General features: G+C 62.3%; 14 protein-coding genes. 3 read left to right on the top strand and 11 right to left on the bottom strand.

Translation table 11 applies throughout. From position 1 onward, the window contains the following. The first annotated feature begins 130 nt into the window (after window positions 1–130). Window positions 131–352: a hypothetical protein gene (locus tag FNJ84_RS17715; protein ID WP_143794643.1), complete on the top strand. Its 222-nt coding sequence runs from the start codon at window positions 131–133 to the stop codon at window positions 350–352. 3 nt (window positions 353–355) lie between these two features. Here FNJ84_RS17715 and FNJ84_RS17710 read toward each other — a convergent pair whose 3' ends face one another. The 11 genes from FNJ84_RS17710 to FNJ84_RS17660 all read right to left on the bottom strand — a co-directional run bounded on the left by FNJ84_RS17710 (window position 356) and on the right by FNJ84_RS17660 (window position 12009). Continuing rightward, the gene (locus FNJ84_RS17710; protein ID WP_143794642.1) at window positions 356–1816 is read right to left on the bottom strand and encodes a hypothetical protein; all 1461 of its coding nucleotides are present in this window, start codon (window positions 1814–1816) and stop codon (window positions 356–358) included. A 3-nt stretch (window positions 1817–1819) separates the two neighbouring features. Further along, entirely contained in the window at window positions 1820–2611 is a 792-nt protein-coding gene (locus FNJ84_RS17705) for a phage tail tip lysozyme (protein ID WP_143794641.1), read from the bottom strand. Then, entirely contained in the window at window positions 2608–3513 is a 906-nt protein-coding gene (locus FNJ84_RS17700) for a tail fiber domain-containing protein (protein ID WP_185968590.1), read from the bottom strand. The genes FNJ84_RS17705 and FNJ84_RS17700 overlap by 4 nt, the downstream gene beginning before the upstream one ends. 31 nt (window positions 3514–3544) lie before the next feature. Further along, on the bottom strand, window positions 3545–4039 hold the full coding sequence (locus FNJ84_RS17695) for a hypothetical protein (protein ID WP_143794639.1): 495 nt from the start codon (window positions 4037–4039) through the stop codon (window positions 3545–3547). Between the two features lie 102 nt (window positions 4040–4141). Then, a complete protein-coding gene (locus tag FNJ84_RS17690) occupies window positions 4142–4690 on the bottom strand; it encodes a hypothetical protein (RefSeq protein ID WP_143794638.1) in 549 nt (182 codons plus the stop codon). Continuing rightward, the gene (locus FNJ84_RS17685; RefSeq protein ID WP_143794637.1) at window positions 4687–8112 is read right to left on the bottom strand and encodes a hypothetical protein; all 3426 of its coding nucleotides are present in this window, start codon (window positions 8110–8112) and stop codon (window positions 4687–4689) included. The genes FNJ84_RS17690 and FNJ84_RS17685 overlap by 4 nt, the downstream gene beginning before the upstream one ends. Then, entirely contained in the window at window positions 8109–9686 is a 1578-nt protein-coding gene (locus FNJ84_RS17680; RefSeq protein WP_143794636.1) for a hypothetical protein, read from the bottom strand. The genes FNJ84_RS17685 and FNJ84_RS17680 overlap by 4 nt, the downstream gene beginning before the upstream one ends. 3 nt (window positions 9687–9689) lie before the next feature. After that, the gene (locus FNJ84_RS17675) at window positions 9690–10343 is read right to left on the bottom strand and encodes a hypothetical protein (RefSeq protein WP_143794635.1); all 654 of its coding nucleotides are present in this window, start codon (window positions 10341–10343) and stop codon (window positions 9690–9692) included. A gap of 12 nt (window positions 10344–10355) precedes the next feature. Continuing rightward, window positions 10356–11063, bottom strand: coding sequence for a DUF6682 family protein (locus FNJ84_RS17670; RefSeq protein ID WP_143794634.1), 708 nt, complete (start codon window positions 11061–11063; stop codon window positions 10356–10358). 47 nt (window positions 11064–11110) lie between these two features. Next, window positions 11111–11551 (bottom strand): hypothetical protein, encoded by a 441-nt coding sequence (locus tag FNJ84_RS17665; protein ID WP_143794633.1) that lies wholly within the window; start codon window positions 11549–11551, stop codon window positions 11111–11113. Window positions 11552–11628: 77 nt separating this feature from the next. Continuing rightward, the gene (locus FNJ84_RS17660) at window positions 11629–12009 is read right to left on the bottom strand and encodes a hypothetical protein (RefSeq protein WP_143794632.1); all 381 of its coding nucleotides are present in this window, start codon (window positions 12007–12009) and stop codon (window positions 11629–11631) included. A gap of 125 nt (window positions 12010–12134) precedes the next feature. On the opposite strand from FNJ84_RS17660, the gene FNJ84_RS17655 reads away from it, so the two are divergent. Continuing rightward, window positions 12135–12743 carry a DNA adenine methylase gene (locus tag FNJ84_RS17655; RefSeq protein WP_143794631.1) on the top strand — a complete coding sequence of 203 codons (609 nt, stop codon included), beginning with the start codon at window positions 12135–12137 and terminating at the stop codon, window positions 12741–12743. A gap of 98 nt (window positions 12744–12841) precedes the next feature. Beyond that, window positions 12842–12994 (top strand): winged helix-turn-helix transcriptional regulator (locus FNJ84_RS17650; RefSeq protein WP_143794630.1); only part of this gene is annotated, 153 nt, incomplete at its 3' end.

Genomic DNA, 12994 nt, shown 5'->3' with positions numbered 1-12994 from the left:
CCATCGGTTGAGGTTTTGGCACGTCCTGGCCCGTTATTGCGTCAGACTAACAGAACGACCGATGCGAGGGAAGAATGGACACCCGGCGGCGCGCAAGGCATGATAAAGGCATCAACAATGGATTTTGCGCATGATGCTGCTGATCGGCCTTGTCATCCTCGCTATTGGCGCCGCCCTGACGGTGCGGAACGCACAGACGAATGCGAACCAGTTCCTATTTCAGGTCTGGTTCTTTGTCGCGGTCGGCGGGTTTACCATCGTCGCATTGGCGGTGATCCCGCCCGACGCATCAACCGATCTGGATTGCGACAGCCGGTTCAATGGCCGCGGCGGTTGGTATTCTGATTGCTGATGATCAGCGGATGAAGATCGGAACGTCGTTGCTGGGTGCGGTTGCGGCCTCGCCAGAACCGGCGGGCTTGCCGACATAGCGACCTTTCCCGTCGAACTGCGCCACGAAGGCAAGCGCAGCTTGCATCTGCTCATCTGCCGACATGCCCATACCCTCGGGCGACTTGGCGATCATGTCCAGCGCATCGGTGATCCGGTCCATGTCGGTGTCGGTCGGCTCCTTGTCGAACCCTTTTTGATAGGCGTCCACGATCGCGGCTTGCCGCTCATCGGCCCTCTGCACCTGCTCATAGCCCCGTTCGAAAACCTGCTCGGGCGACAGCATGCCAATGCCGGAACGGTAAAGATCATCGAGCCCGTCAAAGGGCATCTGCATTTCCTCGCCCGTGCGGGTGTCGACAAAGGTGATGTGGCCGGAAATGCGCCCGGTCTTGTCGTCCTGGACGATTTCCGACTTCTCGATGACCGCATCAATTCCGTCGTCAAAATACCCGCGCGTGTTGTAGGCGCGGGCGAGGTTTTCGGCAAACGAGCGCGCATTGCCGGCCTGCGCCGCATAGATCGCCTTGGACCAGTGGCCGAGGGCTTCCTTGGTCTGGCCATTATCCATGAAGGTCTCGAACTTCTCGGCCTTGTCGATATCGCCCGCCCGCATATAGGCGCCAATGATCTTCTGCGCCGGGCCGTCGCGATAGGCGTCCATGAAGCTGCTACCCGCTTTCACGGCCTTGGCATCGAATTGGTCGACATCGGCTGGCACCACGGTGCGTCCCGAGCTGGCCGGGGCGATGGCGGGCTGCTGATTCCTTGCCCCGGTTGGCTGGGCGGCGGGTTCCGACTGAGCAGAGAAACGCCGGTCCTGCGGCGCGGACTGTTGGGGCGGTGCGGCGCGCTGCTGCGGCGCGATCTCTGTCCCCGGCAGGACGAAATTGCGGCCGCCTTCATATTGGGGTTGGGCCGGGGCCGTGTCGGGGATCACGGGGCCGGGCGCATTGCTGATCGTGTGCATCTGCTCCGCCTCGTCATAGGCGGCGGCAATATCCTCGCGCAACTGGTCCTCGCGCTGATCTGCAGCGCGCCGCCGATCCTGTTCGTAATCCTCCACCGCCATGCGGCGGCCGCGATCAGACCTGCGATCCGCCTCACGCTCGCCCTCCCATCCGAAACGGGTATCGTCGCGGCCCGCTTCGACCTTGTCACGGTCAAAGCTCCAATCCTCGCGGGCATGCCGCCGGGAACGGTCAACGTCGCCCTGAGCCCATTCCGTCCGGGTGCGACCACGGGTTTCATCTTCCCACGCCATGCGGCGGCCGCGGTCCTGATCGTCCTGGCCCCACGCCGTTTCCTGCCGCGCACGGGACTTTTCATCCCATGCGCGGTCCTTGTCCTCGTCCGCGCGGCGCCGGCGAATGTCCTGCCCGCTGATGAAACCGTCGATGAAGCTGGCGATACCGGCGCTGCTCATGTCTTACGCTCCTATTGCGCGGCCGAACGACAGCCACGGCCCGGCAGCGCCGGGGTTCATGGTGAACTTGCGCCCCGCGGCGCCCGAGGACGATGAAGCGATATCGGCGCCGGGGGTGGCGGTGGGCAGTTCCGGTGCAGGCAGGCGGCGCCCCGATGCATCAGAACGCGGAAGATCGCGGCCCATATATTTTGCGATGCGGCGATCACGATGCTCGCGTGCCGGCCGCAGGAACGAACGAACGATCTCGGACGCCGCCTCACCGCGCGTCGTGGCGCGCTGAATTTTCTTCCAAGCGGCGGCCTCTGATCCGTTCAATTCGTGCATGAGGTAATCCAACTGCGAATCGACGCCGTATAGATCGTCGCCGCGATCCTGAGCCCATTTCTCATAGGCTGATCTGCGCCCCACGCCCGGCGCGGTGTCGGTCAGTTGGTAAAGGCCGCGCCCATAGGTGCCGTGAACGTTGGCCGCGCCCTCGGTGATATCGGGATCCAGCCCGCTTTCATCATCGAAATTCATGACAAAGGCGTCGGCGAACATCGGGGACATGCCGCGGTTGATCAGACCATCAGTGACATATGCGGCCATATCGCGATATGGCGGCGCGGAACCCTCGCGGGGGCGATAATCGGCATCAGGAATGACACGGCGACCACTAGAGGCCGCAAGATCACGATCCGCTGTGATCCGGTCTCGTTCAATCTGACGCTGCGCCGTGCGTTCATCTGCATCGGCGCGCGCGCGCCGGCTGCTGGCAAAGCCCTCTGCGAATGCGGCGAAGGAACGGCTCATGCCGCGATCCTCCGCCCCTGAAGCTTGTCCACCTTCTTGGACAGTTCCTTGATGGCACCCATGGTCGTGCCGATGGCGTCGACCACGTTGATGGTCCTGCCATCACCGACGCCAGTTGCCCGCTGGAAATCCTGGGCATAGGTGCCAACGTGGCGGCCACCGTCGCCGCGCCCGTCCTTGTAGGACCATTCCTCTACGGGCATGTCCTCGACCGCCTTGAGCAATGACCGGCCCGGCTTCTTCTTGTCGGTCTTGGCATCCTCATCGGACAGCATCGGCATCATGCCAGCAACGGTGCCGATCGCGCCCCACAGCCCGGCGCTGGATGATTGATCGGCCTGCCATTTCGACATGCGCTGATCAAACTCCTGGCCGAGAATATTGGCCTGCTGACCATAGCCCTGCATGGCGCCCTGATAACCGCTGCTTGCCGCCCCGTTAGCGAGTCCCAGCGATGTGCCGGGGTTGACGGCAAGTCCTTTGCCAAGGTTGATCGCGTTCGCCTCGCGCTGGTCGGCCTCGGCGCGGACCATGCGCCGCGCGGTGTTCCCTGCGCCGAGCCGGGCCAGCCCCGTGTTCATCTTCGCAGCTCGCGACCCGGCGAGGAACCGGCCAGAGCCGGGGTTGACCCCCATGGCCATCGCCTGCCGCTTCGCGCCTTCTTCGGCCAGCTGACCTTGCAACTGTGCATCGCTGCGCGCCTCGCTGACGCGCTGCGCGATCCGGCCCGGATTGTCCCAATTCTGGGCCTCTTTGATGTATTCGTCCTCAAGCGGGATGAACACGTCCTGCTGGCGTTCGCGATCAGTGGCCGCCCATTCATTGGCGATGTCCATCTGCCCGCGCATGATCTTGAGATAGTCTTGGCCGGTCTTGGCCGAGAGAAGCGCGGCTTCACCCATCTTAGGATCTGGCGACGGTGCGCTTGAGCCCTTACCCATGGTCGTTCTCCAATTCTTCGGGCATCACGTCATCCTCAATGAACGGACATTCGTGCTTCAACATGGACATGAGGAAACCATCCTCATGATTGGCGCAATGCGCTCGGACGACGCCCTCGGGGCGAAACCCGAGTTTCACGCCCAGGATGACCGCGCGCTTGTTGCTGACCGGCACGATCAACTGCATGCGGTTCATGCGCCGATAAATGAAGGTATAGCCGAACAGGCCTGCGAGGATTTTCCGGCTGGCCCATACGCGGGTGTGGTCGGATGCGATATGCGCGGTGCAGGTGTCGCCATAGAAGGCGTTCAGCACCATGACAGCGCGGACCCTGCCATCGGCGTCGCGGACCCCGACAGCCTCGGATTCTCGCGGCCACAGGTCATCGCCTAAGCCACAGCGTTGCCGCGCCCAATCGAGAAGGAAGTATTGCGGTTGCCTGCTGAGGTGCAGCCCGGATTTGCGGTCAGCTTCGGAATCCGACATGCGCGGTCGCCTGAATGAGAGGTGATGCGGGGCGTCCTGCATGCATCGTTGCGGGATGATAGCCGATTGTCGGCGCTGACGGAATAGGCTGGTGTGAGCGGCTCAGGGACTAAATGGGATCTGGCCGAACACCATGTCGAGCGTTTCATCGCTGATCCCGAGGGATGAGGCGAGCGCCAGAATAAATGGATCGGTGCGATCGATCTGCGTCACGGATGGCCATATGACCGCCAGCGTATCCCGCTGCTCAGGATTTAGCCCAGCGACAGCAGGCGCGAAAGATGCCGGGATCAGGCCTTGGGCTGCCTCGCTGGCCTCGGCTGGGCTGAGAAGGCCGCAAGACATGCAGGAAACGAGGAAAGCCGACTTGCTCAGCGATGCGCCATCGCGGCGGGCCTGCAATTCGGCCTCCAGGTCAGCGGTGGTTCGGGGGTCGAACCACGCCTCAGTGGCCAGATCGAACGCCGCCCACTGGCCGGGCCGGGGCGGATAGGTCCTGACCACCCCGTCACGCAGATATTCAGTCAGCTGATCCAGCTCGCCTTCAAATACCGTCTGCCCCGGCTCGCAGTTCAGCTCTGCCGTCTCCCTGTCCGGGACATCGAGGACTGCCGCGCAGGATCCGTCAGGGTTGATGATCGAGAAAATCAACGCTTAGCCTCAAGTATGATCTGATGAATTTCGAACGTGGGTGCGTTGCCAACGTGAACGTTGGTCTCGTAGGTAACAGTGAAGTTGTTGTTCCCGGCCCGCGCCGGACCGCCTGCCAGCAAGCTCATCACGCCATATGCGCCGGGCAGCAGGCCGTAGATCAACTGGGTTCCGTTAAGCGACATGCTGATACTGGTCGAGGCGGCTCCGTCGCTGCCTGGTCCGGCATAATAGCCCAGATTGATCGTATAGCCGACGATCAGATCAGAGGCCGGGGTCGAGCTGATGACCAGAGACGAACTGGCGCTGAAGGAATTGCCGCTGACCACCTTGCGATGCTGCACGGTCACGGCGCGGCCATCCAGATCCAGCGTCCCTATTGAAGCGTGCGGCACGATCAGGCCGCCGTTCTTTGACAAGCGCCAGCCCGTGCCGTTGGCCTGATTGAAGTTGTCCGACTGGATCGTGTTTCCGATCTTGGCCGAGGTGATCGACGCATCTTCCAGATTTGCCGTGGTGATTGATGCAGATGGAACAATCAACTGACCGGCCTTCGTGATCCGCCAGCCCGTGCCGTTGGCCTGATTGAAGTTGTCGGACTGCAGCGTGCCGCCGAACACTGCCAGACCAGAGGCGTTGAAATCGTTCGTGTCAACCAGATCGGTGGTCAGGCTGTTGGGCGTGATCAGCGTCCGGCCGGTCCGCTTGCGGATCACGGTGAAGTTGCTGGCGGCGGCATAGCCTGTCTGCATGCCTGTGACGTCCCTACTGACCACTTGGATATCGGCATGTGTCGCATTGGCTGGGATCGTTACGGTGCCGGAAAAGGTCCGCCACGCTGCGGTCGCCGTATCGGTCTGAACGCCAAGCGTGGCCAGCAGTGCACCGTCCTTGTCGTGAACGCGCAGGCGAAGCGAGAACATGTGATATTGCCCTAACTGCACGGCCAAGTCATAACCAAGCTCGAACTGCTCGCCAGGGGCGACGCTAAATTTCGGGCTGGACATGATGGCGTCGCCCTGACCCGGATGGCTCGTTATGTAAAGGCAGGCTTCGGATTTGGCATTGTTGACGCTAATCGCTCCGGGGATCGCAGAGGTGGCGATCAGGGAGAAGTTGCTGGCCGCAACGCTGTTTAGCGTCCATCCCGAGAAGGATTTGAGTAAGAAAGCGGGATCGGGGAACATATTGGCCGATCCGTCATGCACCACGACCTCGCGGCCGGACAGTGTGCCCTCGGCGATCACGTTATCACCGATCAGCTTCATCACCGATCCGGTGCCTGACCCGGCGCCGTCAAAGGCCACAACCTCAATCCCGGCACGCTGTTCACCATTGACCGTCACGACATTGCGGAACCGCGCCACCGACCCGTTCAGCGAGGCGATGGCGGTTTTCGAACTCTCGACCGACGAAAACGTCTCACCCAGCGAGGCATTCAGGGTCAGGTCGGCATTTGCGATAGCGATGTTGGTTTCGGCGCGCGTGAAGTAGTTTTCGGCCAGCGTGGCCTGAACCGCTGCGCTGACCTCGCCGAGCCCCAATTCTTCCTCGGTCGCGGGCCGAAGGTTGACCCTGTGAAAGCGGATAGTCTTGGCATAGCGATTGGGGCCCACGTCCGCATAAACGATGAGGGTGTGGCTGTAGAAGGTTCCCGAAAATCCTGCCGGGCGCTTGAGAAGGGCCCGGAACGTGTTCGTCCTGCCATTATCACTCGGCGCTGCCAGCGCATCATTGCTGAACAGCGCCGTCGTCGCGAAACCCGTGCCGACCGTGTTCTTCCAGAACAGGCGCACCGCCGCGCCCGTCAGTAACCCGGAAACCGGCGTGAACTCGACCTCGGCGACATAGGCCTTGGCGTTCTTCGTGCCGGACCAGATGGATGACGGGCTGTCCAGAATGCGGATACCTACATCGTTGGTTCCGGCGGTCTGAAATTCCCATGTCTGCCCGATCGGATAGAGGGCATTGGCGGTCTTGGTGATGGTGTTGCCGGCGGGTTTGATTTCAGACCATTCCGACGCCTGAAGGAACTGATCCTCCAGCACTCCGACGCCACGAGAGGACACCTTGGAATTGAGGGTCAGGGTGGTTTGTGCCGATGCGGCGGCAGTTTCTGCGTTCTGTCGGGCGGTGACGGCTTCATCCCGCGCCAGTTGTGACCCGGCCTGCGCGCTCTGTGATCCGGTTCTGGCCGTCTCGGCCGCCAGTCGCGCGGTGTTGGCCGCGACGGCGCTGCTGCCCGCCGCATCTGCCTCTGTGCCTGCCAGCGTGGCGCTGCTGGCTGCTGCGTCGGCGCTGTTGCCCGCTGCGTCGGCGCTGTTGCCCGCTGCGTCGGCTTGCGAAGCGGCTGCCGCCTCGCTGCTGGCCGCAAGGGTGGCGCTGCTTTGAGCCGCCGCCGATGCGCTTTCAGCGTCGCCCTTGGCGGCGATGGCGTCGGTCCTGGCGATTTCGGCGGCGGCTGCCGCCTGTTCGCCTGCAACCAGACTGGTCACGTCCTCAATGCGGATGAACGCGATATCGCAATCCACGTCCGGGGTAGCGTTGGAATTGGCATAAAGCCCGATCTGCAACCAGACCTCGTTGGCCTGCGGTGCTGGCAACAGTTGATCAAAGGTGAACGTCTGCCATGTGTCTGCTGTGGACGTGGTTAAGGCATTACTCCAGAACAGGTTTCGTGCGTTTGTGTAGTCTGCCCGTTTGACCGCGAATAGCAGGCGCAGTTTTCCAGACGTGCCGCCGATAGTTCGGACCTTTGCCGTCACGCGGATTGTCCGACCCTCGGAAAACCTGATCACGCCGCGCGATACGACCCTCTGGTCGCGGCTGGCCACAGCCTCAAGCCTGATGAAATCTCCGACAAGGGCCTCGCTCATGATTTGAGAGAATGGCGGAAGAACGCTGGCCGCCGTTGGTGGAAGGCCAAGATTTTCGGTCCAGAAGGCCCCGTCGTCGCGAAAATCCTCTGGAAAGAGCCGCGTCACGTTGGCCTCAGACGATATTGACCACTGCTCCGCTTCGTCAGCGTGCGCAAGCGCGTCCTGTGCCGCAGCGACCGCCGTCTGATAATCGACCGCCAGATCATCGCGTGCGCTCTGCACCTCGGCGTCGGTGTAAGCTGTGGCGTTGGCCGCGGCCGCCTCGGCGTTGGCGGCGGCCGTTGCTGCGGCATCGGCGCGGTGTCGCAGATCAGCAACCTCGGCTTGCAGTTCAGCGAGGTCAGTGTCAGCGCCGTCGTAGCTTTCTGCGATGTCACGCGCGACCTTCTCGGCGATATCCTTGACCTGCTTGGCCAGTCCTGCACCGAAGGCCAGCCCCTCAATATCCCTGAACCGAACTGCTTGGTTTGGCTTCGTGCCGCGCTCGCCGAGAATTTCTTCGATCTTGGCCCGCAGGGCGCGATCAAGCGTCGGGTTGTTCATCCGGCGAGGTCTCCCATCACATGGGCGATCGCCGCGCGGATCACAGTCGCGGTTCCGGTCAATTCGATCTGCCAGGTCTTTGCCATCCCCGAGGGCAGGCGGAATATCTGGTCCTTGACCGCGGACGAATGGAACAGCGCGCCATCGGCATAGACGTTCATGGTGACAGCGCCATCGCCGCTTTCGGTGCTGATGATGGCGGCGCCAAACGACTGCTCGGGCACAATCCTGAACGGCTTGGACCGCCAGGTGAAGGACGAGAGGCCGCCGTCTGGGCTGTCAAACTCCGCAATGGTCACGCCATCGGGGCGCAAGATATAGAGTCGACCGGATTCGATGTGCGAATAGAGGGCGCGGGCGAGATAACTGGTTGGCACCAGAAAGGGCTGCTGGCCCGATGTGTCGATCAGGTCGATGCGGCGCGTTGTCTCGCCTTCCGGCAGTGCCGACATGACATAGCGCGTGCCGAGGCGCGCGGCCCGAATGTTATAGGGCTGCTTCGCGTTCCATTGCTGTCTGCTCCAGAACTCGGCGCTGATCAGTCGGGCCTGTGCGCCGGAACTGATCTCAACGAGACCATCGGTCGAGGCATAGATGGCCGAATATCCCATGTCCACGATGCTGCGCTTGGCGATGCACGGGAATGGCTGTTCCGACTTCTCCATGACCATCTGGTCGGGGTGCAGGCCTTGGGCCACATAGGGCGTCCCTGTCGTCAGGATCGCCAGCGACGTTCCGAAGGCGGCCAGACCGATGATCAGGTCATTGGTGGTCAGCATATAGGCCGCTGGCCATGCGTGAGGCTGATAGGGTTCGCAGAACCAGAGTTCCTTGCCACGAAAGGCGGCCATCATGCCATTGGGCATCGCGGTCAGACCTTCGAGACCGACCGGCGGCGGGCCAAAATTCAGCGTCGAGATGACTTCCTGATCCGGGGTAGCGGCAGGGTCATGCAGATACGAAACCGCCGAGGCTGCGATCTGGGCAATGTAGAACAGTTCGGTTGCGCCGGATGCGGTTGTTGCCGCTCGATAGATGCGCTTGTGCGTGATCAGGCGATTGGGCGGCACCGCGCCGGGCAGGTTGCTAAGGGTGACGGTATTGCCGGGCGACATGGCGATGCGGGCTGACAAGGGCGATGGGGCGGTTTCTTCGCCCAGACTCGTCACCCAGGTCCACGCATAGGCGAAATCCTCAGCAGCGGCCGTGACAAGTGTGCCATTACGGGCCAGCGTCGGCGCGGTGATTGGTGTCGGGATGGCAAGATCATACGTCTGCCCGGCCACGCGAACCGATGCAGGGCCACCGTCCTGTGTGAAATAGAGCCGGTCATGAGCCACCGGGCCCGGAACAAAATCGGCATCGGTGCCGGCGCTGATCCATGTCGCGCCGTGCAGGTAAATCTGCTGGGCGGATGCGGGCAGGGTGTGGATATCGTCTGGCATGCGGAAGGGCGACAGTTCGCCGTTCTCAAGCCGGGCATTGAGGCAGGACGATGCGTGCGTCTCAGGCAGATAGAAGGGCTGGGCCTTCGGCATTTCCCCCGCAAAGCCCCTGAGTTCGATCTTGGCCATGGATCAAAAATCCTGAAATCGGGACCGCGCCCGCGCCCGCTGTTGGCCGCGCACCTGCTGGTGGAACTTGGCGTTGCAGGCGTCATTGAACAGGCCGGCGTGATACCCGGCGCGGGCCATATCGGTCCATGGCTGGTTCGGGATTGCCAGGATGCGTCCAAGGGCCCCGTCGACAAGCCTGTGGCCGTGCTGGGTCAGCATCCAGTCCGGCACCACGTCGTATCGGTTGAACAGCGGGTCAAGCGGATCCGTGCCATATTCATCCTCGACCCGCGGCTTGAGGAAAAGCGAAATATCGAGGTCAACTGCCTGGTCGAACGGAAAGATGGTCACCTGATTGGGGCTGACCTGCGTGATATAGGCCGGGCGTCCGGTGCGCATGCCCAACAAGTCAGTATGCTGCGTCGGGTAAAGCGGGGTGTCACCTTCACCGAAGCTGGCACTTTCGATCTCGTAGATCGCGGCCTCGGGCGGAGCGACGGTCAGCGCCTCGTTCGGCCCTGTCACGGTCACGGTGCTGACCTGTCGCCAGCAGCGCGTGCGTTCACAGAACTCGATGGCCGCCATGCGCGCCTGCTGCGCAGCGACGGATGGGGGGCAGTTCGTCGCCTTTGGCAGGATGAGCGGCAAGAGGGTGTTGAGGCGCGCAAGGGGCATGGTGTCCCCCTATCAGCCGGCAGCGGCTTGAGCGGCGACTGAACCCGCGAGGGACATGGCCGATTCCCCGGCAATCAGCGCCTGGACGGCTGCGGCGGCCTTTTGGAAATGGGCATTGGCCCGGCCGGCGGCATCGGGCGCGGCGCTGTCCTTCGAGAAGGCACGGAACAGAAGAAGATCGAGGACGATGGTCTGATACGCGTCGGGCAGATCCACGTTGTTCGTGTAGTTGTCGACCAGAAGGCGATCCGCCACCTGCACGGGCAGAGCGACCGGCGTGGGGTTCATGCCGACAATGGCCTCAATCGACCCGGTGCCTGTGTTGCCCGGAACGACCCAGAAGGTGCGTGGCGCGGCGAGATCCTGAAAGACCATGCTGACCACTGCGGCATTGGGAAGGACGGTGCTGTCCTGCCAGCCTGGCATCTGCTGGTCGAGGATTTCGCGGCGGAACAGGGTCGTGATGGCGCGACCGCCCGTGGCACCAGCGTTACGCATGACGCGCGAGAGGCAGGTATATTCGGCGGCGAGTTCCTGCACGGTGCCCGGCACCAAATCGAGTTCGACCACGGCGGTCTTGGCATTGGGCTTCATGGTGGCGATTTCCACCAGAGCCTGATTGAGCCAGTCATGCAGTTCGATGGCGGTCCAGCGAACGGCGCCGGCGTCCTGCAGAATGGTGGATGCACGCTTCATGACTGCGGCTGCTGTAAATGCCATGGTCGTGCATCCCCTTCTGGATCACTGTGTTGCGACTGCGGCGCGGATCAGTTCGCGCCGATCAGTTCTTTCAGCTTGGCCCGGATGGTTTCGGGCTTCGTGTTGCCGGGCTTGCGCCCCTCGGCCTGTTCATACGCTTCAGCCAGTTCCTCGTCGGTCATCGCATCGATGATCTCGACGGTCAGGGCGGGCGTCTGGCTGCCGTCTCCACCTTCCAGCGCCGTCATGTTGTCGCCGGTGTCCGGGTCAATCGGCGGGGTCTCGGACGATTGCACGCTGGGATTGGGCGCGGTGAAATCGCTGCCGTCATCGCCCAGCAGGCGATAGCCTTCGGGGTGCTTGAGGAAGCGGCCAGCATGGTTGACGTTGGTGACGGTGGTAACGTGAGCCCCGTCATGCTCGCCGGTATCCTTGAAATGGTAGGTGGTGCCGTCCATCTTGACGATGGTCCCGGCAGCGCGGCGAATGATGCTCTCGATGACGGCCATTTATCGGCTCCAATCTTCGCTTGAGTGGCAGGACAACCGCGCGCCCTGTCCGGGCGCACAGATGCGCGATTGGCTGATCAGGCCTTGTAGGTGACGATCAGCTTGATGTTCGCCGGCGTCGCGGGGACATAGGCGATGTTGGCCGAGGGCTTCACGCCGATTCCGACATCCTTGCCGTTCTGCGACGCGGACAGCGCCAGAATGTTGGCGGTGGTGGCTTTGGCGAGCGACGCTGATCCGGAGGCGAGGATGGTTTTCCCTGCGTCCAGGACACGGGCGTCATCCTTCTTCCCAAAATCGCCCGAATGGGCACGATATTCGCGACGCCAGTTTGACCTGCGGTCATAAAAGCGGAGCTTCCTACCCCGAGACTGGCTAGGGGAGGGCCACCGACCGGATGGGTGGAATGCTGAAGGTGAACGACCACCGCAGAGGCATCCGGGAAAGAGACGGCTCATGCGCGCTTTCGGTAGTAAGCCCGGCGCTACGGTGTAATAGAGATATTGGGCGTGGAGCCGCCGTTGTCGTGACATCCGGGAGAGACCGGAACCAAAATTCCACCTGACGCCGGAGCGATAAGCCTATGGGCGCACTGATCAGATACCATGGCGGAAAAGTGCTGGTGGCCGGCAAAATCATCGGCCTTTTCCCGGAGCATGATTGCTATGTGGAGCCTTTCGGGGGTGGCGCCGCTGTGCTGCTGGCTAAGCAGAGATCCCGCCTTGAGGTTTATAATGATCTGGATGGAGACATGGTGACGCTGTTTCGCGTCCTCCGCGACAAACCCGACGCGCTGGCAGCCGCCATAGCCCTGACGCCATTCGCCCGCGCGGAACATCAGACGGGCTATCAGGAAGCGTCATCAGATATCGAGCGCGCACGCCGAGTTCTGGCGCGATCGCATTTCGGTCACGGATCATCGGGGATCCACAAGCGCACCGGATTTCGCGCAGCAGGAATGCGGGCAGGCACCCTTCCGGTACATGGCTGGGCAAGCATGCCTGAAACGGTGCGGGTCTCGGCCGAGCGGATGCGCGGTGTAGTGATTGAGCAGCGGCCAGCTGTGCAGGTGATGCAGGCGCACGATGGACCAAAGACCGTTCACTATGTCGATCCGCCCTATCTTCCGGAAACACGTGGTCGGGGGAAAGATTACCGGCACGAAATGACGCCAGACGATCATGCCTGTTGATTTCCACCCAGAACTGAGGCGGATCGGCGCGTAATTTCCACTGAGAAGTGAGCCATGTGAACCTTTCCCCAAAGCGTTGAGCGGCGGGGGTAACGGGAGTGATCCACATGGGACTTTTGAACATCATCCGACGCATGCACTTGCGGCAGAAGCTGTCGGTCCGCGAGATCGCGCGGCGCACCGGCCTTTCGCGCAACACGATTACCAAGCACCTGGCGGGGGGCACGATCGAGCCGAAGTTCGCCACGCCG

This window comes from Paracoccus sp. M683 (genome assembly GCF_007096355.1).
Taxonomy (GTDB): domain Bacteria; phylum Pseudomonadota; class Alphaproteobacteria; order Rhodobacterales; family Rhodobacteraceae; genus Paracoccus.
Note: the sequence above shows the minus strand (reverse complement) of the source record. Positions and strands in the feature narration are given on the sequence as shown.